23 protein-coding genes and 1 tRNA gene are annotated in these 24,536 nt (G+C 37.7%); 9 read left to right on the forward strand and 15 right to left on the reverse strand.

What is annotated here, in order from left to right; genetic code table 11:
- Positions 1 to 60: 60 nt before the first annotated feature.
- From ACFSKV_RS10910 to ACFSKV_RS10960, 11 genes are all read right to left on the reverse strand, one after another.
- Positions 61 to 1,026, reverse strand: coding sequence for an L-threonylcarbamoyladenylate synthase (locus tag ACFSKV_RS10910; protein ID WP_380803310.1), 966 nt, complete (start codon positions 1,024 to 1,026; stop codon positions 61 to 63).
- Complete coding sequence (locus ACFSKV_RS10915; protein ID WP_380802479.1) at positions 1,026 to 1,736, reverse strand: tetratricopeptide repeat protein; 711 nt, start codon at positions 1,734 to 1,736, stop codon at positions 1,026 to 1,028. Before ACFSKV_RS10915 ends, ACFSKV_RS10910 begins: the two co-directional genes overlap by 1 nt.
- Before the next feature lie 35 nt (positions 1,737 to 1,771).
- A complete protein-coding gene (locus ACFSKV_RS10920) occupies positions 1,772 to 2,212 on the reverse strand; it encodes an acyl-CoA thioesterase (RefSeq protein WP_380802481.1) in 441 nt (146 codons plus the stop codon).
- A 16-nt stretch (positions 2,213 to 2,228) separates the two neighbouring features.
- Entirely contained in the window at positions 2,229 to 2,780 is a 552-nt protein-coding gene (locus ACFSKV_RS10925) for an NUDIX hydrolase (protein WP_380802483.1), read from the reverse strand.
- Position 2,781: 1 nt separating this feature from the next.
- Positions 2,782 to 3,375 (reverse strand): hypothetical protein, encoded by a 594-nt coding sequence (locus tag ACFSKV_RS10930; protein ID WP_380802485.1) that lies wholly within the window; start codon positions 3,373 to 3,375, stop codon positions 2,782 to 2,784.
- Positions 3,375 to 5,285, reverse strand: coding sequence for a RecQ family ATP-dependent DNA helicase (locus tag ACFSKV_RS10935; RefSeq protein WP_380802487.1), 1,911 nt, complete (start codon positions 5,283 to 5,285; stop codon positions 3,375 to 3,377). The genes ACFSKV_RS10930 and ACFSKV_RS10935 overlap by 1 nt, the downstream gene beginning before the upstream one ends.
- Before the next feature lies 1 nt (position 5,286).
- Positions 5,287 to 6,063: an enoyl-CoA hydratase/isomerase family protein gene (locus ACFSKV_RS10940; RefSeq protein ID WP_380803312.1), complete on the reverse strand. Its 777-nt coding sequence runs from the start codon at positions 6,061 to 6,063 to the stop codon at positions 5,287 to 5,289.
- An 80-nt stretch (positions 6,064 to 6,143) separates the two neighbouring features.
- Positions 6,144 to 8,105 (reverse strand): ComEC/Rec2 family competence protein, encoded by a 1,962-nt coding sequence (locus ACFSKV_RS10945; protein ID WP_380802490.1) that lies wholly within the window; start codon positions 8,103 to 8,105, stop codon positions 6,144 to 6,146.
- A gap of 87 nt (positions 8,106 to 8,192) precedes the next feature.
- Positions 8,193 to 8,738: a DUF3575 domain-containing protein gene (locus ACFSKV_RS10950; protein ID WP_380802492.1), complete on the reverse strand. Its 546-nt coding sequence runs from the start codon at positions 8,736 to 8,738 to the stop codon at positions 8,193 to 8,195.
- 34 nt (positions 8,739 to 8,772) lie between these two features.
- Complete coding sequence (locus tag ACFSKV_RS10955) at positions 8,773 to 9,207, reverse strand: GNAT family N-acetyltransferase (protein WP_380802495.1); 435 nt, start codon at positions 9,205 to 9,207, stop codon at positions 8,773 to 8,775.
- A complete protein-coding gene (locus ACFSKV_RS10960) occupies positions 9,167 to 10,168 on the reverse strand; it encodes a PhoH family protein (protein WP_380802498.1) in 1,002 nt (333 codons plus the stop codon). Before ACFSKV_RS10960 ends, ACFSKV_RS10955 begins: the two co-directional genes overlap by 41 nt.
- Positions 10,169 to 10,272: 104 nt before the next feature.
- Between ACFSKV_RS10960 and ACFSKV_RS10965 the strand changes: the two genes are divergently transcribed.
- From ACFSKV_RS10965 to ACFSKV_RS10975, 3 genes are all read left to right on the forward strand, one after another.
- Complete coding sequence (locus ACFSKV_RS10965; protein WP_380803314.1) at positions 10,273 to 11,049, forward strand: SAM hydrolase/SAM-dependent halogenase family protein; 777 nt, start codon at positions 10,273 to 10,275, stop codon at positions 11,047 to 11,049.
- A complete protein-coding gene (locus ACFSKV_RS10970; protein WP_380802500.1) occupies positions 11,049 to 11,345 on the forward strand; it encodes a putative quinol monooxygenase in 297 nt (98 codons plus the stop codon). Before ACFSKV_RS10965 ends, ACFSKV_RS10970 begins: the two co-directional genes overlap by 1 nt.
- 113 nt (positions 11,346 to 11,458) lie before the next feature.
- A tRNA-Leu gene (locus tag ACFSKV_RS10975) sits at positions 11,459 to 11,542 on the forward strand.
- 76 nt (positions 11,543 to 11,618) lie between these two features.
- On the opposite strand, the gene ACFSKV_RS10980 is transcribed toward ACFSKV_RS10975, so the two are convergent.
- A complete protein-coding gene (locus ACFSKV_RS10980; RefSeq protein ID WP_380802502.1) occupies positions 11,619 to 11,963 on the reverse strand; it encodes a hypothetical protein in 345 nt (114 codons plus the stop codon).
- A gap of 279 nt (positions 11,964 to 12,242) precedes the next feature.
- Here ACFSKV_RS10980 and ACFSKV_RS10985 point away from each other — a divergent pair, with 279 nt between their 5' ends.
- Complete coding sequence (locus ACFSKV_RS10985) at positions 12,243 to 12,857, forward strand: HdeD family acid-resistance protein (RefSeq protein WP_380802504.1); 615 nt, start codon at positions 12,243 to 12,245, stop codon at positions 12,855 to 12,857.
- A gap of 31 nt (positions 12,858 to 12,888) precedes the next feature.
- Here ACFSKV_RS10985 and ACFSKV_RS10990 read toward each other — a convergent pair whose 3' ends face one another.
- A complete protein-coding gene (locus ACFSKV_RS10990) occupies positions 12,889 to 13,794 on the reverse strand; it encodes an alpha/beta hydrolase fold domain-containing protein (protein ID WP_380802507.1) in 906 nt (301 codons plus the stop codon).
- 209 nt (positions 13,795 to 14,003) lie between these two features.
- On the opposite strand from ACFSKV_RS10990, the gene ACFSKV_RS10995 reads away from it, so the two are divergent.
- Positions 14,004 to 15,425: an SLC13 family permease gene (locus ACFSKV_RS10995; protein WP_380802509.1), complete on the forward strand. Its 1,422-nt coding sequence runs from the start codon at positions 14,004 to 14,006 to the stop codon at positions 15,423 to 15,425.
- 53 nt (positions 15,426 to 15,478) lie between these two features.
- Here ACFSKV_RS10995 and ACFSKV_RS11000 read toward each other — a convergent pair whose 3' ends face one another.
- Positions 15,479 to 16,399, reverse strand: coding sequence for a sugar phosphate isomerase/epimerase family protein (locus ACFSKV_RS11000; protein WP_380802512.1), 921 nt, complete (start codon positions 16,397 to 16,399; stop codon positions 15,479 to 15,481).
- A gap of 166 nt (positions 16,400 to 16,565) precedes the next feature.
- Here ACFSKV_RS11000 and ACFSKV_RS11005 point away from each other — a divergent pair, with 166 nt between their 5' ends.
- The 4 genes from ACFSKV_RS11005 to ACFSKV_RS11020 are packed head-to-tail and all read left to right on the forward strand — an operon-like array spanning position 16,566 to position 22,778.
- Positions 16,566 to 17,270, forward strand: coding sequence for a hypothetical protein (locus ACFSKV_RS11005; RefSeq protein WP_380802515.1), 705 nt, complete (start codon positions 16,566 to 16,568; stop codon positions 17,268 to 17,270).
- The gene (locus ACFSKV_RS11010; protein WP_380802517.1) at positions 17,267 to 20,017 is read left to right on the forward strand and encodes a TonB-dependent receptor; all 2,751 of its coding nucleotides are present in this window, start codon (positions 17,267 to 17,269) and stop codon (positions 20,015 to 20,017) included. Before ACFSKV_RS11005 ends, ACFSKV_RS11010 begins: the two co-directional genes overlap by 4 nt.
- A complete protein-coding gene (locus ACFSKV_RS11015; protein WP_380802519.1) occupies positions 20,017 to 21,168 on the forward strand; it encodes a DUF4249 domain-containing protein in 1,152 nt (383 codons plus the stop codon). The genes ACFSKV_RS11010 and ACFSKV_RS11015 overlap by 1 nt, the downstream gene beginning before the upstream one ends.
- 2 nt (positions 21,169 to 21,170) lie before the next feature.
- A complete protein-coding gene (locus ACFSKV_RS11020) occupies positions 21,171 to 22,778 on the forward strand; it encodes a hypothetical protein (RefSeq protein WP_380802524.1) in 1,608 nt (535 codons plus the stop codon).
- Positions 22,779 to 22,837: 59 nt separating this feature from the next.
- Here the strand turns inward: ACFSKV_RS11020 and ACFSKV_RS11025 are convergent, their stop codons facing one another.
- Positions 22,838 to 24,505 (reverse strand): mechanosensitive ion channel family protein, encoded by a 1,668-nt coding sequence (locus tag ACFSKV_RS11025; protein WP_380802526.1) that lies wholly within the window; start codon positions 24,503 to 24,505, stop codon positions 22,838 to 22,840.
- Positions 24,506 to 24,536: the final 31 nt, after the last annotated feature.

Raw genomic sequence — 24,536 nt, forward strand, 5'->3', positions numbered from 1 at the left:
AAAGTTACTGCTCTTAAATTCACCAAACATTGAAATTAAGTAAAATTTAAATGTTTCATACTACTCACCCACCGAGGCTCTCCTCAACCTATCGTTTATGGCTCTTCCCAATCCTTCCTCTGGCAAAAGTTCTGATAAAATTACGGAAACATCCAAGCTATCCAAAGCTCTCATGGAAGCAAAAAGATTTTTTGCTGCTTCGGATAAGTCTTTATTCCTGCTTAATTGGATCTGACGGAATTTTGGTATTTCCTCAATCTCCTTGTCAAAAGATAAAACGGCAAAATCCACTCCCTTTGAGGTATAGAATTTAACCAGTTCGGACAAATCACCTACAATGAAAGGCTTTTTTGGTGAATAATGGCTTTTTAGCATTCCTGGAGATTTGGGGTTGCTGCTTGAATGGGCCATAAGTTGAACATTTCCCACCACTGCCTCTATTTTATCTAATTCCAATCCCCCTAATCTGTAAACCGTTACTTTTCCATCTTCAATTCCAACAATTGTGCTTTCCAATCCAACGTTGCAGATACCCCCATCTAGAATGTAGGGGATTTTATCTCCCAGTTGATCGTTTACATGATTCGCATTTGTTGGACTGATATATCCAAAAGGATTGGCACTTGGCGCAGCCAAGGGGAAATCTAAGATAGCCAAAAGTTCTCTTGTCAAGGGATGATTGGGAATCCTCACCGCTACCTTATCCAATCCACTGGTCACCAAATCGGGAACAATTTCCTTTTTTGGCAGCAAAAGCGTCAAAGGCCCAGGCCAGTATTTTTCAGCTAATGGCAAAAGTTGTTCAGGTATATCCAAAGTAAAGTTTTCAACCCTTTCAAGATCATAGGTATGAAGGATTAATGGGTCAAAACTAGGTCGGTTTTTTACCGCAAAAATCCTTGCAACTGCATCCGGGTTTAGGGCATTTCCAGCCAATCCATAAACAGTTTCTGTGGGGATCCCCACCAAATCCCCCTGCTCTAAAAAGGATTTTGCCTTATAAATGTCTTTTCCAATATCCGCCATTATTCCTGACAAAAATCATCAACCCAGCTTTTGGCCTCTCTAAAACCAAGATTCAATGCCATTTTAAGATTGGCGCAACCATCTTCCTTTTGACCAAAGGCACTCATTTGAGTAACTCCAAGCAAGTAGTAAGCTGCACCGTTTCTCTTATCCAAAATTACTGTGTTGAAAAGGGATTCTACGGCTCCTACAGGATCATTATTGCCCAATTGGGCTTTTGCCTTATTGAATTGGGCCAGGGAGTTGTCGGGATTGCCCTGAAGGACCACATCGAAATCAAAGATTGCATCTTCATATTGCTCCAATCCCAGCAAAGCCAAACCTCTGTTGTAATAGATATCTATTTGACTTTGATCCAGGCCATTAGCTGTATTATAATCAAGGACAGCTTCCCGAAATGCCTTTTTCTCCAAATAAGCATTCCCCCGGTTAAAAAAAGGTTTATAAGAAGATGAGTCTTTTTCAATGGATTTTGTAAAGGAACTTATTGCTGCGTCATATTTGGTTTGCTGAAACAGCGCAACCCCTTTAGCATTATATGCCGAAGTATTTTCCGGATTTTTTTCCAGAACCCTATCAAAATATTCAATTGCCTTTTGATATTCTTCAGCCTCCATTAACCTTAGACCTTCATCAAATAATTCCTGTTCAGATGGACTACATGACCAAACAAAAGCCAAAATGGCTATCCAAAACAAATTCTTTTTCACTTTTGGTAAATTTTCAGGCAAAGATAAACAATTTATTAAGAGCTGAATCCTCTCATTTTTGAAGCATACACTTCAGGAACAGGTACAGGTCTCATATTTACCATATCCACTGAAACCATTGTTGTGGAAGCTTGTGCAAAAATCTTGACTTCACCTGATTCTTTTTCACCCATAATTACCTGTTCCAGAACAAATGAAGTGTTTCCAACATGATTACACCTCACAAAAACCTCAATTTTATCCTTCACATGGATAGGGGTACGGTAATCAATTGAAATATTGGCCACAACGGTTCCTGTCTCCATAATATCCCAATCACAGACTTTGTACAGGTAATGGGCCCTGGCATGTTCAAGGTAGCTGAAATAAACACCATTGTTCACGTGCATATAGCCATCTATATCTGAGAATCTGATCTGTACCTGAACGGAAAAAGAAAAGGAGGACATGACATCCTCCGGAATTAACTTCATCATTTGTTTTTTATTTCTATCAAAGCAATATCTCTGATTTACTGGTCTTTTCTAACATTCTGAGAATTGACTGATTGTGTCCCACAAGGTCTGCCACAGAGTCATAAGGAATCCATGCCAAATCTTTACTTTCCTCTGATAAAACCAAGGGCTCATTCATCTCGGCTTCTATCAGGAACCTAACATCATAATGAAAATGTTCAGGAACATCCGCTTTTTCAGGAATCAAATGTCTATCAAGATCAAATATCCCTGCATCTACAAATCTCAAAGAGGTCAATCCACTTTCTTCTTTTGCTTCCATCATGGCCACTTCTAATAGATTTTCATTCCCATCAGCATGTCCCCCCAGTTGAAGCCATCTATTTAATTTCCGGTGCAAAGTCAACAAGGTGTGGGTACGCCTTTTGTTTACGATCCATGCAGAACCTGTAAAATGACCCTCTAATCTTTCTCTAACAAAAGCCAGATCATCATAAGTAAGGTCAACGAAATCTTTGATAAAAGTAGATTCTTCCTCAAATGGGGTCCTATAATTTTGAAGACTTGTCCTTAGTAATTGTCTATTCATACTAATGCTTTTTTTCAAATAACTCTTCGATAAACTGGTCGAAATTCAAGGCCTTTTGATACATATGATCTGAATAAACAGTTACCAGGACCTTGATAAAACTGGGCTTATCGTTGATACTCACTTTTTCAATACTTACATTCCCAAAAAGCTGGTCAATTTTTTGAGAAAAGCCCGCATTGCTCAAAGGAGGCTTGAAATATTGCTTTTCAGTAGTTTTGACATCTTCATTGATCTCTTCAATTTTTCTGTCCAAACTGACCCGACGATAACCCAAATCTAACATTCGTCGGCCAAAAGCAAAGAAAATATGGGAAAAAGTTTTTTCATCGAAGGGTATATCGTAGGAAACAGCAAAACCATTTGCATAGGGGGAATTGAGGATGTGTACCTCAGGATGACTGTTTATTCCTGATTTTTTGAAGTGATAATTCTTGGCCACCAAGGCTAATAAAGACAAACCATCTTTTGAAACCATCCAAGAATCAACTGCTTCCTGTTCTATTTCTGTTTGTTTAAAATTTTCCTTTACCTGAATAGGATTCGTCTTTTTGGGGAATAGTTTACCTAAGACATCGTCAATAAATGAAGCCATTAATTTTTAAGTTTATAAACACCGTTTGAATCAAGCACAATCAGCCCCTCTTCTTCTAGCTCCCGTACAATAGCGATAGTATCTTGGTCATTTTCCAATCCGGTAATTTCATGGATATTTAATAAGGAAAACACTTTCCCCACTCGTAAAGTTTGAATAATTTTTTCTCTTACCTGATTAGGATGAAGGCTTTTGATCTTCATTCTTTCAAGACAAACATCACAAATACCGCATAAATCATCCGATCTTTCTCCAAAATAAGATGAAATCTGGTTAGCCCTACACAAACCTGTATTTTTCAAATAAGCTATCATAGCCGAAGCTTTATGCATGGTGTTTTGCCTTCTCAATTCTATTCTTTTTTGATCCAAAGGTAATTTTCCTGCATCAAATCGCTCAGTAAGAAAAGTAATTTGGGGCTTATCTTTTCTTTTATTATAGGAAAGTATTCCCAAATTATCGAGTTGCTCTAACATTTGTACCAAATATTTTTCGGGAATATTCAGCGATTTGGCCAATTTGGCTTCCTGAATCTTTAAAAACTCCACAAACAATTCCCCTCCAAATGACCTTAACAACAGTTTGATCAAAGGATCAAGTTTAGCATTGGCAATCTGAAATTCATACAATTTGGATTGATTGACCAAAAATCTTATGGAAGAAGGGTTAAAAAAGCTTTCGTTAAGCTCAATTAGACCTTCTTCTTGTAGAACTTTGATAGCATTGTATGTTAGGAGGACCTCCAAATTATAGGTATTGGCAAAAATGGAAATTTCAAAATCAAAACTGGACAAATAGCCGCTTCCTACTGCCATTCTATAATAATTGGCCAGACTCTGATAAACTTTTTTTAAAAAATCAATTGATGGATATGCATGACTGGCCCTTTCCTCCAAAGCTAACATATCCTGTTCATTGGAAAGTAAAACCGCATAGGCCCTTTTTTCATCCCTTCCTGCCCTACCTGCTTCCTGGTAATAATTCTCAAGATTTTCAGGTAAATCCAAGTGGACAACTAAACGCACATCCGGCTTATCTATACCCATTCCAAAGGCATTGGTAGCGACCATGACCCTTATCCGGTTGGATTTCCACTCCAATTGCCTTTTTTCTCTGGTTAAATTATCCAGACCCGCATGGTAAAATGTAGAAGGAATACCTAATTTGTTAAATACGGAAGCCACTTCTTTTGTGCCTTTTCTATTGCGTAAATAAACTATTGCCGATCCGGAAATTTTATTTAATATTTCAATCGCTTTTTCCAATTTATTCTCCACCAACCTTACACTATAACTCAGGTTTTTCCTAGAAAAGGATTTCACAAAAATCTTCGACTTTTTTAGCTTTAGTTTCTCAACAATATCTTCCCTGACTTGTATGGTCGCAGAGGCTGTAAGAGCTAGGCAAGGAATATCCGGGTGATATTGCCTGATGGCAGCAATTTCCAGATAAGGTGGGCGAAAGTCATAACCCCATTGAGAAATACAATGAGCCTCATCAACTGCTAAAAGATTAACCCTCATCTTTTTGAATCGCTCAATAAAAATCTCAGTCTTCAATCTTTCCGGAGAGACATACAAAAATTTATAATTGCCGTAAATACAATTATCCAGAACCGTATCAATTTCCCTATTGCCCATTCCTGAATAAATGGCTGCAGCCAGAACCCCTTTTTTTCTCAGATTATCCACCTGATCTTTCATGAGCGCAATCAAAGGGCTGATTACTATACAAATGCCTTCCATCGCTAAAGCAGGAACCTGGAAACAAATAGATTTTCCTCCTCCTGTAGGGAGCAGTGCCAAAGCATCTTTACCCTCAAGCACAGAGAGGACAATATCCAGTTGAATTGGCCTGAATTCGCTGTAACCAAAAACAGTCTTAAGAATATGATAGGCCTTTTCTTTCAATTTACCAGGTAATATTTTGCTTGTTCAAAAATGAAGCAATCCCTTTTTGACAATCTTTGGAATTCCGCGCATAAGCATTCATAAGGGAAGCATATTCCAAACCTTCTTCCAGACTTTTGCCTTCCAGTTCAGCAATCATTTCCTTTATTTTACCCATGGATTGCCCCGAATTTCCAATTGCCAATTTCTGGGCATACTTGAAGACAATTTCTTCCAAAACTTCTTCTTCTACAACCCAGTTGATCAAGCCTATTTCCCTGGCTTCCCCAGCAGATATGAGATCACCATCCAACAAAAGGTGTTTTGCTTTTCCTGCACCGATTTTTTTAATTAAAAACACCATCACCAGGGCTGGAATAAAGCCCAGTTTTACTTCCGTATATGCAAATTTTGCCTCAGGGACTGCAAAAGAAAAATCACAGATAGTTGCCAATCCACAACCACCGGCAAGTGCATGACCTTGAATTTGGGCAATTACTACTTTTGGGAATGAATAGATTCTTTGAAACAAATCCTTAAGATTTTGGCTATCGGCCAGATTTTCCTCAAAGGAATTTTTTTGCATGGATTGTAAATAAGCCAGATCAGCTCCTGAACAGAATACTTTTCCTGCCGCTTTGATAACAACTATTTTGACATCTTTATCTATTTCCATTTTATCCAATGCTTCTTTGATGGCTTCTACCATTTCTGCATTCAGGGCATTTCTTTTTTCCGGGCGGTTGAGTTCTATGTATCCAACACGCTCTGTTTTATACAAATTCACTGGTTGGTTCATCACGTAATAATCAGATTAAGGTATGGTAACAATAAGAGAATGAAAGATAGACCAGATGTCTTGGTCTTCCAAAAATAGCTTCAGTTTAATACTATTTTTTGAGCACAGTTCTTCATTTTAACTAATTTTTCTTTGGGCTCAACCTCCCATTTCCCTTTCTCCCAGAGGAACAACTTGTATCCTTCTGTCAGATTGGAAATATCAAGTTGCCCGGGTTCCAAAATCAAAGATCCAAGGTTTCCTGGTAGAAAAACGTGGATTTTTTTTCCGGATTGAAAAGCTACCAATTCCCTTTGGGAATTTGGATTGGCATAATCCCTGTTCGGTTGGACTTTAAAGCTCAGGTCTTTATCCGACAAATCCTGAAATGAATAAATATCTCCATCAAAAAAAATGTCTAAGGCAATCCCATTCTCCAAACCATACCAAACTATTTCCTTCTTGGACATTCCTTCAAATTTTGAATGTATTCGCAACAATCCAATTGCCAAAAGGACAATAATCACTGAATAAAGTAGTTTCCTGCCGGGAGAATGCCATAAAATAAAGAGAAGTATTACAGAGACAAAATATAGGGCTATATGCAAAGGTGAAAGGTAAATTTCGGAAATTTTGGAAAATGGCAATTCATTTATCAGGAAGATAAAATAATTGATGTAAGAAATAAATTTTTCGGTAATCCAGGCTAAACCTTGGCCTAAAAAGTGAACTGAGTGAAATAACATGAAAGGAATTCCAAAGGACATGATTAGAAATGCCCCTGGAATAGCTACCAGGTTGGAAATAAGGAAATAGACTGGAAAGCTGTGGAAGTAATATGCCGAAATAGGAAATGTTGCTATTTGGGCTGCAAGTCCAACAGTTGTGATCTGCCAAACATATTCCAGCACCCTTAACTTAGGAAGCCACAAATTAACCAATAAAGGCTGAATTAAGACAATCCCTATAAGCGCTGAGTAGGACAATTGGAATCCAACGGAATACACTAAGAAAGGATTAAATAATAAAATTATGATAGCCGATAGGGCTATAGCATTAAAAATGGATGGATTCCGTGAACTCATTTGGGCCAAAGCCATCAAGGAAAACATGGTGGCAGCACGCATGACCGAAGGAGACATCCCTGTAAACAAGGCATAGGACCAAATCAAAACAATCAATAAGGACAGGTAAAAAACCCGCTTGGGACGGGAAAGTCTTTGTGGCTTTAAAAACAAAAAGAAAAAGCCATAAATAATACCGACATGCAAACCTGAAACTGCCAGAACATGCATAGCTCCAGCTGTGGCGTAAGCTTCACTGATTTCTTTATCCATATTCTTTTTCTGGCCCAAGAGTAAAGCTTTGGCGATTTGATTGGATTTAGGATCATCAAAGGTTTTATCAATCTCAGCCATAATTCGAGCCCTCAGATCCATAAAGAAACTTTCAATGGGGAATTCATTTAAACTTCCTATCCGTTCAATATGATCCTTAACAAAGTGTTGGTGAGAAATCTGTTGGTTCAGAAGGAAAGCTGCATAATCAAATTCAAATGGATTTGTCACAGGATGAATTCTCTGAGGGGAATCCCCAATCCAAACCAAATCTCCAGGGGTTAATTTTTTACCATAACGGTGGTAAAGCAAAACCTCTCCTTCAGTTTGTTGCCAACCCAAACCATTGAAAGTTTTCTTTATACTCACCCTATTTGCGGATGAATTTGGTTTGGGCTCATCATATTCCAGGACCAAAGCCAAATAGGATTCTATTTGTTCTTCGCAATTGATCAATTGTTTGGAATTTTGACTAATATCCTTTTGAAAACAGGCAAGAAGGCCCAATATAAAAAGTTGAAAATAGGCCAAAATGGGTATAAAGGATTTAAAACGGAATTGATCCTTATAGGAATTGACAAGAAGGATTAATAAATACAGGATAAAAAAGACCAAAAGTGGTAAAAAGAAGTAAAATAAAGGGAATTGGCTTACCTTGGGGTAAGCCAGAATTCCAGAAATAAAGAATACGGAATACCTTAAAAATGGAAATTCAGCGAAACGCATATTGAAAAAATTTGACTCAATTTACAAAAAAACCAAAAAAAAGGGGCTTAAATAAGCCCCTTTAGGTGAAATTAAACGGATAATTTACTAAAATCTATAACCTACATTGAAACCGGCCTTAAATTCAACCGGAGAATATTTTTCAGCTACCACATCTGAAAATCCTCTTGCTATAGAACCAAATGGACCAAATGCAAAATTGTTATAATTCCATCTATATCCTGCAATCAAACCAAGATATCCACTGTTTAGATTTGTTGTAGTCACCACATTATCGATATCTTCTGTTACATCACCAAAGCGGTATTTAAAGAATGGAGAGATATACATACTTCCAGTCTCATTTTCGGCAAAATAGAAGTTATAAGAAAGTAAAACTGCGGTGGCATTAAAGTCAACCCCGTTTTTTGAAGATTGGTAACTGAACCTATCATTAAAATGAAATTCCACGGCTATTGACTGGTCATTTTTAATAAAATGTTCATAACCCAATTCAATAGATCCTAATAGGATAGTATTAAGAAAATTAAGCCTTACCTCTCCGGTAGGATCTTCCAATCTACCTTTTGTTTGGGTTTGAGAATGAGCAACACTTCCTACAAGAAGAAAAACGATAACAATTAATTTTTTCATTTTTTAGTCTTTAAAAACAATTGAATATAAAATATCACAAATATAGTTCCATTTTAAAATGTTGGATATTACATTCTTCAAACATATCCCCAACTTTTTTAAAACCAAACTTGGCATATAAGGGCATGGCATCCAATTGGGCATGCATATATAATTTTTTTCCTTTTGCTTGGGGATTGGCAGCAATGTCTTCCAGAACTGTTTTTACTAACGACTGACCAACTCCTATCCCTCTCATAGGTTTCAAAACTGCAAATCTTTCCATTTTGATCCCTTTTTCCGTAAACCTCCATCTGGCAGTCCCAGCAGGATGACCATTTACCTTAGCCAAAAAATGAGTGGAAATATCCTCAAATTCGTCATATTCCTCTGACGGATCTACTTCCTGTTCGACAACAAAAACTTCCTCTCTGATTTTAAAAACGGTATCAAGCTGTTCCTTCGACAGCACCTTTTCCACGCTGATCATCTTCCTTTCTTATGTCTTTTTGTGATTCATTTTTATCGTAAGCCTCTATGATGGATTTGACCAATTTATGGCGGATTACATCTTTTCCGCTAAGGTGTACAAAACCAATTCCTTTAACATCCTTAAGTATTCTTAAAGCCTCATTTAACCCTGATTTCTGTCTTTTTGGTAAATCCACCTGTGTCTGATCCCCGGTGATAATCACTTTGGAGTTTGGCCCCATTCTGGTCAAAAACATTTTTATCTGTTCACTTGTGGTATTTTGGGCTTCATCTAAAAGCACAAAGGCATCATGAAGCGTTCTTCCCCTCATGTAAGCCAAAGGTGCAATTTCAATCACTCTTGTTTCCTGATAAAATTTTAATTTTTCGGAGGGGACCATATCACTTAATGCGTCATATATAGGTCTTAAATAGGGATCCAACTTTTCCTGAAGATCTCCTGGAAGAAAACCCAAATTTTCCCCTGCTTCCACAGCAGGTCTTGTGATAATAATTCTTTTGACCTCTCTGTTTTTCAGTGCTCTTACCGCCAGAGCCACTGCGATATAGGTCTTTCCTGTTCCTGCAGGTCCCAAAGCGAAAACCAGATCATTTTTGAAAGCTGACTCGACCAACTTTCTCTGATTGGGTGACTTGGGTTTTACAACCAAACCCTTATTGCCATAAATGATGACATCATTTTTTTGATTCTCCTCAAAAGGGGCGCCTTCAAGTGCTATATATTCCCTTATATTTTCAGGTGTAATATGCCCAAACCTGTGAAAATGCTGTAATAACATATTCAGCACATCATTGATACGGAGGATTTCAGGAGCTCTCCCCTGGATCCGAATTTCATTGCCCCGGGAAACAATTTTACTTTGAGGAAAGGCCGCTGCTATTTGCCTGATGTTTTCATTTCCCGTTCCCAAAAAGTCGAGTAGTGGAATATTTTCTAAAGTAATTACTTTCTCTACCAAGCCGATATAGTTGAATTAATATTTGTTACTAAAGTGTAATGAATAAATTTCTATTTTTGTTCACTTCCTGTACAAAAATAGAAAAAATTAACGGACTTGCTTATATGGCATTGATAACATTCACCTCGGATTTTGGAGACAGTGACTATTATGTACCTGCAGTGAAAGCAAAGATGTTATCTATCAACCAAGATCTTAAGATAATAGACATCACCCATAAAGTGGAAAATTACGATGTCGCCCATGCTGCGTTCACGTTAAAGTCTGTTTATCCTGAATTTCCAAAAGGAACCGTGCACCTATTGGCCATGAACAGTACCAGCAGTGCAACAGATGGCTATATAGGAATTTATTTGAAGGAACATATTTTCCTTGGACCAAACAATGGTGTATTAAGCCTCTTGTCAGAATATGACCCTGACCAAATTGTAAAGTTTAATTACACTAAGAATATCCAAAGCAGCTTCCCCGTAAAAGATATTTTGGCTCCAATTGCGGCAAAATTGGCCTTAGGTAATGAGTTGAAACAGCTGGGTGAGCCGGTGACACAAATGAAGAAAATGATCCCAAGGAACTTCAAGGCCACCAAAAAACAGATTTTGGGACATGTTATCCGGGTGGATAATTATGGAAATCTTATTACGAATATTACTAAGGAAGTTTTCGACACCCTTAATCCCGGGAAATACAATATTGAGTTCGGAAGGGAATCATTGACAAAATTGTATACCAATTATGACCAAGTAGAGTCAGGGGATTGCTTTGCCTTTTTTAATAGTTTGGGATTATTGGAAATTGGAATCAATTACGGACATGGATCAGATTTATTGGGTCTGAAACTGGACAGCCCAGTTTTTATAAATTTTGAAACTGAAAACTGATGTTGGTACGGGTAGTTAAGATGACTTTTAAGAAGGATTCAGTGAATGATTTCCTTGAAAATTTCAATTCCCACAAAGAAATGATTAGAAATTTCCCAGGATGTAGTCATTTGGAACTTTGGCAGGACAAAAACTTCGAAAATATATTTATGACCTATAGTTATTGGGATTCCGAGGAAGCCTTGGAACAATACCGTGATTCCGAGCTGTTTAAATCTGTCTGGTCTTATACCAAGAGTCTTTTTGCTGATAAACCCATGGCATTTTCCGCAAAAAAAATTGAGGAACTGCCATGAGTCTTCTTGCAAGGAAAAAAAATAGTAATCATATTTGCATCCCGTTCAGCAAGGGACGTGGAAAATTGAATTTCCCAAATGGCTTGTCCGAAAGCTATCGGGATGGTAGACCTGCCCAGGTGGCGGAATTGGTAGACGCGTTGGTCTCAAACACCAATGAGGTTACACTCGTGCCGGTTCGACTCCGGCCCTGGGTACTTAAAGGCTCACAGAATTGTGAGCCTTTTTTTATTAAAGAAGATATTTTTCTAGAATGGTGAACTTTGGTGAAGTTTATCGATAATATTGTAAACAAGGACAATACTCCTTAAAATCGCATCCTTCAGGGTTTCCTGTGCAAAAATCCATCCCAAAAAAACCATGGCTCATCACTGGCATATTCCTACTTAACAACCCAATTGATAATTCATATCCCATTTTTGGCGGTAGATCATCAGGTAGATGTACTAAAATATTCCAGCTTTCATACATTTTGACCATGGCGGACACAAGCTTCTTTAATTCCTTCTCAGGAATTTGGTCACTTGGAGGAAAGCTCTCTTTATCTAACCCACAAAATTTTCCAAACTCAACCTGATTTTGATTTTTTTTGGTAAAACATTCTACTTCTTCAAACATACTTTCAAAGTCATCACCACTTTGAAAACCAGAATTTCTTTTCCTTTGGGAAAATCTGATATCCTCCAAAAGGTGTCTAATGTAATTTTCCATAGAGATTTTATTTAAAAATTGGACAAGAAATAAACTAAAACAGATATTATTAAAAAACTAGGTATTTATCACTTTTCAATCAAGTGATAAAAATTAAAAAATTCTTTCTAATAAAAAAACTTTCAACCTAAATAATTCTTACATTGTATAGGACTATAGTTTTTTTCAAAATCAAACACAACAACTATGAAAGCAGCAATCCAAAAAAGCAAATTCATGATCAAAAACTGGTGGCTGCTTTTGGTAGTCGGTACTTTGTTTATTCTGGCCGGTGCCTGGACCATTAATACTCCCCAGAGCAGCTATGTGAGCCTGGCTATTATTTTTGCTAGTTTCATGTTTGTTTCCGGGATTTTCTCTTTAGTTTTTTCCATTACCAACAGAAAAGAAATCGATGACTGGGGATGGCATTTGGCAGGATCTGTCTTTGATTTTGTTGTCGGGGCCATATTATTTTTTCATCCTGCAGTTACCATGGCAGTATTACCTTTTATGGTAGCATTTTACTTTCTTTTCAAAGGCTTTGCCACCTTCGGTTTTGCAGCAGATATGAGGAAGTATGGAGACAAAGGTTGGGGCTGGCTGGTTTTTAGCGGTATCCTATCTACTGTTTTTGCCATTATGATCATTTTCAATCCCACTTTGGGAGGTTTGACCATTGTGGTCTTTACTGCATTTGCCTTTTTCTCTTTGGGCTTTTTCAATATTATTTTGGCATTTTCTCTGAAAAAACTGAAAGAAAGAGCCGGAGATTTAAAAGAAATAATCGGAGATATAAAAAAGAGTGTTTCAGGAGAATAGCCTTTCCGAAAGTTAATGAGATATTCCATGGCTAATCTTTGCGGAGCATTTTTCCAATCTGGTGGACAACTGCTTTGGATTCGGGCAATTTCGTTATAACCATCCAAACGTGGAACATTTCGGGATATTCAAAATAGTCAAACTCCACTCCTTTCTTTTCCAATAGATGACATAATTTTTTTCCATCCGGCCAGAGCAAATCATGCGTTCCCATAAACATGGAAATCCTGGGCAAACCGTCCATTGATCCATAGATGGGGCTGATCCAAAGATAACTTGTATCCGCATCCCCCGCATAAGCTTTCCCGCACAGAATAAGACCATCTATTTCCAACATCTTATCTTTAGGCTGCACTTCCTGAATTTCAGGATTACTCATAGTCACATCCAACCAAGGTGAAAGCAAGACCAATTGTGAGGGCAAAGCCTTTTTTTCCTGAACCAGTTTTTGTGCATAACCCAATGCCAAACCTCCTCCCGCAGAATCGCCCATCAAAACCAATTCTTCTGCATTATACTTCCGGAGCAAGTCCGAATAAAGCACATCCATAAAAGCATAGGTATCCAAATAATTGGCTTTAGGCGCTAAGGGATAATCTGCTACTACGATTAAAGCACCTATTTCTTTTCCTATTGTTCCAATCAAATCCCAATGAAAACTCACCATATTGTTGACATAAGCCCCGCCATGAAGATAAAGCAGTACTTTCCCACTTAATTTTTGCTTTGGTTCCAAAAACCAAACCACCCTGCCAGCTATTTCCCTCTTTTCTACAATACAATTTCTCTTGATATGATTAGGAACAGGTGCTGCATGTTCGTTAAATCTTTGTATCCTGATGGCTTTCTCCAATTTGGATCTTCTACCTGTAATGAGCATGATGAACTGCAAAAGTTTGGACAAAAAGCTGGGAGTTAAAGTGTGCTTATATTTCATAGCATCAATTTACAAAGGTCTGTCAAAGTAAGGCGAAATTTTATTAATGATCCTTTTGAATACTGTATAAAACTAATCTAATTAATTTTTGAATTAAAATTTTTGACACATATTGTCTAAATTAATTTCAGTTAAAATTGCTGATGACCTGTCAAACCACATCAGTTTTCCTTAACTTTACCTAAGGTTTTCATCAGAAATCAATTTTTATGGCTTACAACGATTCCCGACGTGCAGCTATTCGATTGTATAAAAAATTAAAGTATGGTTGGATCTGGGCTACCTCTACTTTCCTTGGCAACTTCATATTAGCCCTCTTCATAGCTTCTTTATTCAACAATCTCGGGTATGAAGATGATGCCAATTTTGTTTTTTTCCTGGCTGTTCTTGCCATTGGGCTCTGGGTAACAGAAGCTATTCCTCCTTTTGCTGTTGGGATTTTTATCATTGCCGGTCTCCTTCTGGGATTTGGAACTGATTTTATTCTTCAGGACCATAAGACTCCCGTTGAAATGTACTTAGGAACCTGGACCAGTAATGTCATTTGGCTTTTATTGGGCGGATTTTTCCTTGCAGAAGGTATGAGTATTGCCTCCCTCGACCGATCGCTTTTTAAATTTACACTTGACAAATTCGGACCGGATCCAAATAAATTATTATTGGGATTAATGCTTACAACAGCTGTGGGAAGTATGGTAATGTCCAATACAGCTACCACCGCCATGATGATTTCCTCCATCCTACCATTGGCAAGGCTTATGGGAAAGGATTCTGAATATACCAAAGCCCTGTTAGTAGGGATACCTGCAGCTGCCACTTTGGGCGGAATGGGTACCATTATTGGGAGCACCCCTAATGCAATAGCCGTAGGAGCACTTCAGGAAAAAGGCATCTATATCACCTTTGTTGATTGGATGGTCTTTGGTTTGCCTACGGCATTGATTTCAATTTTCCTTTTTTGGAAATTCCTTACCAAAAAACTAGGATTGGGACAAATCCGACTAGACCTGTCAGAATTCGGATTCAAACCTACCAACATAAATGTATTCGAGAGAAATGCAGTCCTTTTCACCCTATTTGTAACGGTAAGCATGTGGCTATCAGAACCATTTCATGGAATTCCTATAGCCGCCACTTCTGCTATTCCTATTGTCCTATTGACCTTATTTCAGGTTATCAAAGCCGAAGATGTCCGCCGTCTACCCTGGGATACCCTGATGTTAGTGGCCGGTGGGCTTGCATTGGGAATTGCGATGGTGGATGTGGGACTGACAGATATTATCATGGAAAAAATTTCGAAATTACCCATTCCCATGGTTGGGGTAGCTATTGTCTTTGCCATCATTGCGGTACTTATCTCAAATATTATGAGCAATACAGCAGCAGCTTCTATACTGGTTCCCCTTGGACTTTCCCTTCCTGGTATTTGGGGAATTGCTGTACCATTGATTGTGGCTTTAAGCTGCTCTTCAGCTTTGCTATTACCTGTTTCCACACCATCAAATGCAATCTCTTTTTCAACTGGCATGGTCGAGCAAAAAAGTTTCAGGCCAGGAGGATTGCTAATGATTGTATTGGGACCCGTATTGGCGTTTATAACTGTTCTCCTATACTCCCTTCTCTTCCATTAAGGGTGTAACATCCTTTCTGTCTGTAAATTCGGAAAAGATAATCCGATTTTATATCATGCCTTATCCACCAAAGCCTTCATTTTTTCAAGGCCTGTTTTCGCTACTTTAAATGCGTCCTGTTTCCAATATTCCTGATTGAAAAGTTCAAGGGAAAGCACCTTTTTTCCTCCCATCCGCTTTAGTTCGGAAATAATTTGGCCCATGGGTGCAGCTCCATCACCTGGATAAACACGGTCTTTATCTTCTTGCTTTTCCCTTGGAATATTGTCTACAAAATCATTCATATGGAACACTTCAATCAGGTCCCCACTTAACATTTTCAAACCTTCATAGCCCGATCCTCCTCGGAAAAGATGGTAAACATCAGGCAAAATCCTCGCATCTTTATCATTGGCTACAGCTGCAACCATTAGCACCTGTCCCAGATGATGGAAAAAAGGAAAGGCTCCCCAAAATTCCAATTGGGGCATCACACCTGTTTTCCTTCCCAAATCCAGCAAATCCCCGTACCTTTCCCCTGCTTTGAACAGGTCCAAAGGAGCATCTACGCCTGCAGCCGGAGCAGCCACCCTTATGCAACCCAGATCTGCAAGAAGATTCATTTCTTTCTCCATCTGTTCAAAACCCGTCTTTCTTTTCGCTTCATCATCCACCAACCAAGGTGCAAACCCAATGGCATTTTCAAATTTCAATCCATGATCGGTTATCAGCTTTTTCAAACTGGATACTGAGTTCCCCAATCCGATATATTCCTGCAAATCCCTAACCCAAAGTTCCACTCCGTCATAACCCGCCCTTGCCGCAATATCCAAATATCCTTTCAATCCTGGTTTTTGCCCCATAATTGTACTAGTATTAAGGCAAAAGCTGAATTGTATTTCCTCCTTATTGAATTGAGCATGTAATGTGGATGGGGCAGCAATAAGACCTGCACCTAAACCAAGTGCTTTAATCGCATTTCTTCTGGAAGTCATAAATGTTCAAAAATTTTAGGTTTAATTGAGATAAGGCTTCTTGAAGCTAAAAATAACTTTTTAATAACATGTCCCATCAACCATCTATATAATTAATTATACCTACATCAATTTGGATAGTTTAAATTATTAAATTGTCACTTGGTAAAATAGCCAAATCAAACCTATGCGATTTTTAATTTTTTTATGTCTTTTTTCTTTTTGTTTATCATTGTCTTCCCAAGGTCAATCCGATAACACACTGGAAAAAAAATATAGGAGCAATATTCCTTTTGATCAGGAAATTGTGAGCGGGGGCTATTTTGTAGACCCTCCTAAAGAATTTGAAGGTCACCCTTATTTTGAAACCAAAAACTTTGAATCAGGTCAAATCACAATTAATGGATTGACTTATAGTGAAGTGCCTTTACTCTACAATATCTGGAAAGATGAAGTTCTTACTTTTCAACCCATCCATAAGCAGAAAATTTTGATCAGGGCGGATAAAATTGATGGTTTTACTATCTTTTTTAACACGCCTACAAATTTTATCCGCTTAACTGAAAATCCCGGATATTCTAATCATGGAAATGGTATTTATGAATTGGTAATAAAAGGAAAGGCAAACTTGCTGATCAAACACAGAAAACAGACCAAATCAAAAAGAGAAATCAGCAAATTCAGTGATGAATTTTATGAACAAGCTGATTTTTTTATTGAGAAAGAAAAAAAAATAATCCAAATCACCTCTAAAAAACAGGCTTTTGAATTTCTGCAATTGGATAAAAAGAAATTAAGAAATCCGATTAGGCAAAGAGGCCTTGACTTCAGAAGAGATAAGAGATCATTCTTATCCTATTTAACTACAGTATTTAACCAGGAAAGTCTATGAAGTTAAAATTCACTTTTTTATTATGGCTTGTCCTGATTTTCAGTAACGCAGGATTTGCGCAGGATTTAAAAACAGGAGAAGAAAAAATAACAGGACTTTATCCCGGAATCACTTTTTCAAGATTTTCCCAACTCATTGAATCAGGTACTGCTTACCGCTTTTATTTTTCCCAAGAAGATATTAAGGATGTTCAGGTCAACATCAGCGCCAAAGACAATACATTAAGCCAAATACTGAGCTCTATATTTGAAGCAACAGAGCTGAAATTTAGTATAGATGATCAAAAAAGGGTGTTTATAACCAAACAAAACAAACTTAACCTGGAACTTCCGACGGATTTTTTTACCAAATCCTTTTCTTCAAATATTCAGGACAGCCTACAAAGACAGATGGATATTGAAAGGGCCTATTCTAGAAATAAGTTATATGTGATTGGTACTGCAAGTAATCAAAATGAAGCAGTCTTAAGTGGTAAGATAACCGGATTGGAGACAGGCCAACCAGTATTTGGTGCCGTCATTTTTGAACGTATAAATTATACCAGGGGCATTTCCAATGAAGAAGGCGTATATGAAATTAAACTTCCAGTAGGAAGACATACCTTATTTATCCAAAATCTTGGAGGGTTTGTAGAGCAAAGGCAGGTCAGTATTCAAGGAGATGGGATTTTGGACATAGCCATTGAGGAAAATATTATATCCCTTTCTGAGGTAACAGTTAATTCGGAAAGGATGTCGAATATTTCAAGGCCGGAAATGGGCGTTCAAAAACTCAATATGCAGGAAATGAAAAGAATACCGGCTGTATTGGGTGAAGTGGATATTATCAGAAGTATTCTGACCTTACCTGGAGTTCAAACTGTGGGAGAAGCTTCAGTAGGGTTCAATGTACGGGGAGGGGCAGCTGATCAAAACCTGATTCTTTTCAATCATTCCACTATATACAATCCATCCCATCTTTTTGGGCTTTTTTCAGCTTTCAATCCTGATATGGTGGAATCCGTGGAATTGTATAAGGCAGGAATTCCTGTACAATATGGCGGAAGGCTTTCTTCAGTCCTGGATGTAAAAGCCAAATATGGGGATAAGGAAAAGATTAGGGTTACCGGAGGTATTGGTCTTTTGACAGGAAGATTGACTGTTGAGGGCCCAATTGGTGAAAAAACAAGTTTTATTATTGGGGGCCGCTCGACTTATTCTGACTGGCTTTTGAATCTATTAGAGGAAAATACTGAGTTGGAAGGAAGCAAGGCAGCATTCTACGACCTCAACTTCAATTTTTCCCATCAGATCAATGACAAGAATATCATCAAATTCAATTCTTATACCAGTAAGGATAACTTCCAGTTTGACCGGGACACAACTTTCAGGTACAATAATCTTAACTTCAATTTAGGATGGACCCATTACTTCAATGAAAAAATGGAAGGGGAGCTGATCGTGGGTAGAGATAATTATGAATTCGGCATTGAAGGAAGGGACAACCCGAGCAATTCTTATGATTTCGGATACCAAATCAAGCAGGATTTTATCAAAATAAATTTCAATTATGAATTTGATTTCAGGCATAAGTTAAATTTTGGAGCAAGCACTATTAGGTATGAATTAAGACCGGGATCGATAAAACCTTCAGGCCTTGAATCCATTGTTGTACCTGAAGAAGTCAACCAAGAACAGGCCTTGGAAACTGCATTTTACCTCGGAGATAATTTTGATATAAATGAACGCTTATCAGTAAATTATGGGGCTAGATATGTTTTATACCAATTCTTAGGACCTAATACAGCAAGATTCTACCGGGAAGGGTTACCTGTTACACCCCCAAATCTCATCAGAGAAGAGTCATTCGGCCAGGGGGAAACCATTCAAACTTACCACGGCCCTGAATTTAGATTGTCAGGAAGGTATATCCTGAATAATGTTTCTTCCTTAAAAGCAGGCTATAACACTGGAAGACAGTTCATCCATTTAATTACAAACAATGCGGCCATTGCGCCAACTGATATCTGGAAACTGAGCGACCCCAATATCCGGCCACAATGGGGTGACCAAATATCCTTGGGATATTACAGAAACCTCAAAGTCGACAAATTTGAATTCTCCATTGAGGCTTACCATAGGAATATGAAGAATCTGATTGATTTTAGGTCAGGGGCAACATTGATTTTGAATAATAGAGTTGAGCAAGCTGTCCTGAGAAGTGACGGCAAGGCATATGGCGCAGAAATCTTATTGCGGAAAAACACCGGCAAACTCAATGGGTGGGTGAGTTATACTTATTCCAGATCCCTGTTGAGAACATCTTCTGAAGAAACTGCTGAAAAAATCAACAATGGAGACTGGTACCCCAATAATTTTGACCAACCTCACAATGTTGTCCTCGTAGGCAATTATGCCCTAAGCAAAAGGTTCAGCACCTCTATCAACGCTAACTATAACACTGGAAGGCCAATAACTTATCCTGTCGCCAAATTCAATTATGGGGGTTCAGAGCGGGTCTATTTTTCTGACAGAAATGCCTATAGAATACCTGACTATTTTAGAATTGATCTTTCTGTAAATATTGAAGGAAATCATAAAGTAAGAAAATTAGCACATTCCTCCTGGTCAATAGGTGTTTACAATCTATTGGGAAGGAGAAACCCCTATTCAGTTTATTTTACCCCCGTCAACGGAATATTGGAAGGGTATCAACTATCGATTTTTGCTCAGCCAATTCCTTTTATCACTTATAATTTCAAAATCTGATGAAAATTAGGATTGTATATATTGTATTGGTGTTGTTGACAGTCTTTATTCAATCCTGTCGTGACCCTTTTGAACCGGAATTAAGGGAAACCAATCTAAATTTTCTGATTGTTGAAGGCTTTATTGAGGTTGAGGGAGAATCCAAAATAAAACTCAGTAGATCCACTCAAGTAAGAAGTACTGATGAACTCGAGATTGAAATCGGGGCAAGAGTTTTCCTAACAAATGAAGAGAAAGAAACCTGGGAATTTCAGGAAAGGGAAGCAGGAACATATACCTTGACGGGGAATTTTGATCCCAGTCAAGATTACCAGCTTGGGATTTGGCTTTCAAATGGACAGCAGTATATGTCTGAGGCTTTAAAACCGATTATTACGCCAGAAATAGAAGAATTAGGATATTTGAGAGATGAGGAAGGAGTTGAAATATTTGTTAGCACCAAGGGAAATGATGAAGCCCAATATTTTTTATGGAGTTATGAGGAACATTGGATTTTCAGACCAGGTGTGATTACTTACCTGATTTACGATTCGGGCCTTGTAAGAAGCAGAAAAGAAGAAGAGAGGATTGATAGATGTTGGGGAAAAAATTTATTTCCTAAAATTGTTCTCCAAAATTCCTCCAGATTTGAAGACAATACAATTCTGCAAAGAGAATTGGTCAGAATCCCAAATCTATCTGAAAAACTAACCCAAAAGTACAGCATACTGGTTACACAAAGAGCTATTAACCAAGAGTCTTTTGATTTTTGGGAAATTTTGAGAAAAAATTCAGATGATATAGGTGGAATATTCAGTCCGCTTCCCTCATTGATCAGAAGTAATATCAAAAATATCAACGATAATAATGAACCGGTTATCGGTTTTATCAGTATGGGGAAATCCGCGAGTAAAAGACTTTTTATTTCAATAGAGGAGGTCATACCATGGCCAGTATTTATTCCGGAATATGAATTTTGCCAGGTATTACAAGATACCATTCCTCCTTCTTCAGATTTAATAACCAGTGCCTTTAGCTTAGGAGATAGGACGCCGGCAAGAGCATTATATAACCAAATGGGGGGCCTTATCGGCTATCTTGCAGCTGAATCCCGATGTACAGATTGTACCTTGAGGGGAACAAATGTTAAACCTGATTTTTGGGAGGATTGAATATGGGAAAGGTACTGAATACAATTTTTCTTTTAATCAGCCTGACCTCATTTGGGCAGAAAATGCAGGAAGAAAATGTTTTCGTTCATGTGTCCAAAAATATTACACTGGTCAATGAAACTGTCTGGTTTCAGATTTATCTTATTCAGGATGAACTCGTTCCTCTTTCAAAATTTGCATATTGTGAATTAGTTGACAGGAATAATCAGGCAGTCCATCAAATCATCATTCCGTTGCAGGAGGGTAAGGCTGAGGGCCATATGGATATTCCAAACCACTTGGAATCTGATCACTACATTCTAAGATTTTATACCCGAATAAGTCCCTTAATCAACAAGAATGGTCAGGGGGTGTTCAGTAAATTTATCACCATCATCAACCCCAAAAAACCACCTATACAAAACAGTTTGACCCAAAAGGTCTCAAAATATGCCTTCAAAAAACCCGGAGACTATCCTATGTTATCTTCCGAAAAAGGGCTAACAACAAATTCAGAAATAGAAATCCCCTTGATAAAGGAAAAAGCGACTGTTTCAGTTTCCATTATCAATCCATTTTTACCGGAAAGTTTTTATGGCTTTGCCGGGCAGGAGATTTACCAAAAACTAAGTGAAAATTCTTTGGTCATTCCTGAATTGTACGGACACATTGTGCATGCGAAAAATCTAAATCCTGAAATTGACACCACTGAAACTTTCTTTCTATCTGCCCATGGCAAACAATCCGTTTTAAACTCCTCCAAGCCTAACCTACAAGGAGATATGTATTTCGAACTTGGACCTTTAAAGGAGTATAAATTCTTGATTGCCCAGTCATTGGAATCTGAAAAGCAGCTTAATTTCTCTCCCCAATCCCCATTCCTCCCACTAGAGTTCAAAGAGGATTTTGTGTTTCCGGAATTGATTTTAAATGAAAATGACAGGGAATTTATTGAAGACCTAATCATATCTGCTCAGGTAAACACCTATTTCTATGGTCAAGAGGATTTGGTAAGCATTCCTATAATCACTGGTTTTGTTGCCGATAGGACCTACCTACTGGATGATTATACCCGTTTTGAAGACATGGAAACTACCTTACGGGAATATGTTCCTGAGGTAATGGTCCGAAAACAATCCAAAAAAACCCTATATAAAGTCCTAAATTCTCCACTTAACGCTATTTTTCAGGAAAATCCTTTGATATTGATTGATGCCATGCCGGTATTTGACACCGATGCCTTGGCAAGATTTGACCCAAAAGGCATCATGAAACTAGAAGTATTGACCAGAGAATTTTCCTTTAACCAGGATAAGTTTGCCGGAGTGATAAGTTTCACATCCTTCGAAAACGATTTTGGAAAATTTGAACTCCCGACCAATGCTCTTTATCTTGATTACTGGACAATTATCTCTCCAAAAAAATTAATTTCAGCCAATATTAACCCCAATATAGGCAAAACAAATTATCCTGATTTTAGAACCAACTTATTTTGGGACACTTCAGTTACAGGTGACAAAATGAAAATAATCAGTTCTGAAATAAAAGGCAAATACGAACTCCTTATATCTTACACTACAGAAGGTGGTGAAACCTCATTCAATAGGGCAGTGTTCAAAGTTGAAAATTGAACTTACTTAAATTTACAATTGGAATTGGTCAATTAAACATTGTTAATTTCTATTGATTATCAGTCATCTTTCTTCAGTAACTCCTTATTCATAAACTCTTGCAATTTTTTGGAATAAACCGCCGCTTCCTTTTCATAAGCAGGAACCAAAGATTTTTTGTCAGGAAATGACTCCATATGCAAAGTCTGGGTAGGAAAAGCAAATCTTACTCCTAAAGTATTTGCCAGTTTAACAATTTGTACTAGGATTTCATGCCTGCATTTTAATTCTTCCTGCCAAGTGGCTACCTGAAAGAATATATAAAACATAATATCCTGGCTATAAGCCGAAAGGTTATTGAAATAGACATTAAAAACGTCCTTTCTGGTAGAAGGGTGATTTTCAACAATTTTTCTTAAGCCAAGAACAAAAGCTTCAACCAATTCAGGCGGCGTATCGTAGGTGATAGTCAGTGTAGTATAGAACCTTCGGTATTGTCTAAGGCCATGGTTATCAATTGTGGCATCCGCTATTTTCCCATTGGGAATATACATGACAGAATTTCTGAAAGTACGTACCCGTGTGGACCTAAAACCCACTTCTTCCACTGTACCATCTACATCCCCCGAGGTGATCCAATCCCCTACCTGAAAAGGTTTATCAATAAAAATCATAATTGATCCAAAAAAATTCTTAATGGTATCTTGGGCTGCGAGCGCAAATGCCAAACCACCGATAGAAAGGCCAGTAAGGAATGGCACTATATCAACTTCCAGCCCTTCTTTAAGTACGAATAAAGTACCTAAGATGACCACAAAAGCCTTAAGCGTTTTCCTGATCAAAGGGACCAGCTGATCATCCAAAGTTGATTGGGTCTTTTCTGCCAGTTTGGCAAAATAAAGGGAAACAATATCGACTATTTTATAAAATACAATAGTTATGATCAATGGCTTAAGCGCATTGAGAACCTTAATCAATGAAGCTACTACTTCTACAGGAAGTTGAAGCAGCTTAATAAATAGGGATGATAATACAACTATAAGATAGATGCTGGTGATCCTTGCTACTGGCAAAAGGTATTTTTCACCGACATAACCATATCCCAATTTTGACAAAACATAAAGAAAGACCTTGTCTAATAAAAAGGTGATTAATTTGTGAGCAACAAAGAGGGAAAGAATCAATAAAAGCAGACCGGCTAGCTGCCAAAAATGTAATCCCAAATAAACCTGATTGCCCATTTTTGGGAGTATATTCAACAATCTATCTGTCCCATAAGGATAAGTTTCCTTATGCATTTCATCGATTTGGGATACCGTAAAAGCACTGAACTTCCACTCCCCTCCCACTTTTTCCAAATATACCAATGGAAGCTTCTTAGTATCGAAAAAAAACTTTGCTTGGTTACTGTACAATGTGTCAATGTAATCCGCAACATTTGGGATTTCCGAAAACCTAACAACAACGCCATTCCCATCAAAAACCTGCTTCAACTTTGCACTTAGTTTTTCAGCATCCTTTCTGTTGGTTTCATTCAATGTCAAAGCCTCAGAAGCAGCTTTTAAATCATAATTATCTTCTCTAAGGTGATAAAAAAAGGAAAGAGTGGTATTATGAGGAGTTTTAAAATTATGAAAATCTTTCTCGTTCAAAGGAATTAAATTTTCATCCAAAATAACCTGGGCATTTGTTTCACCTTGCAGCAATAACAAAAGCAAAATCATAAACATTATCCTAAACTTGGCCATATCCAACAATTTCTTTTGGGACAAAAGTAAA

The sequence above is a fragment of the Shivajiella indica genome (genome assembly GCF_042683085.1).
Taxonomy (GTDB): domain Bacteria; phylum Bacteroidota; class Bacteroidia; order Cytophagales; family Cyclobacteriaceae; genus Shivajiella; species Shivajiella indica.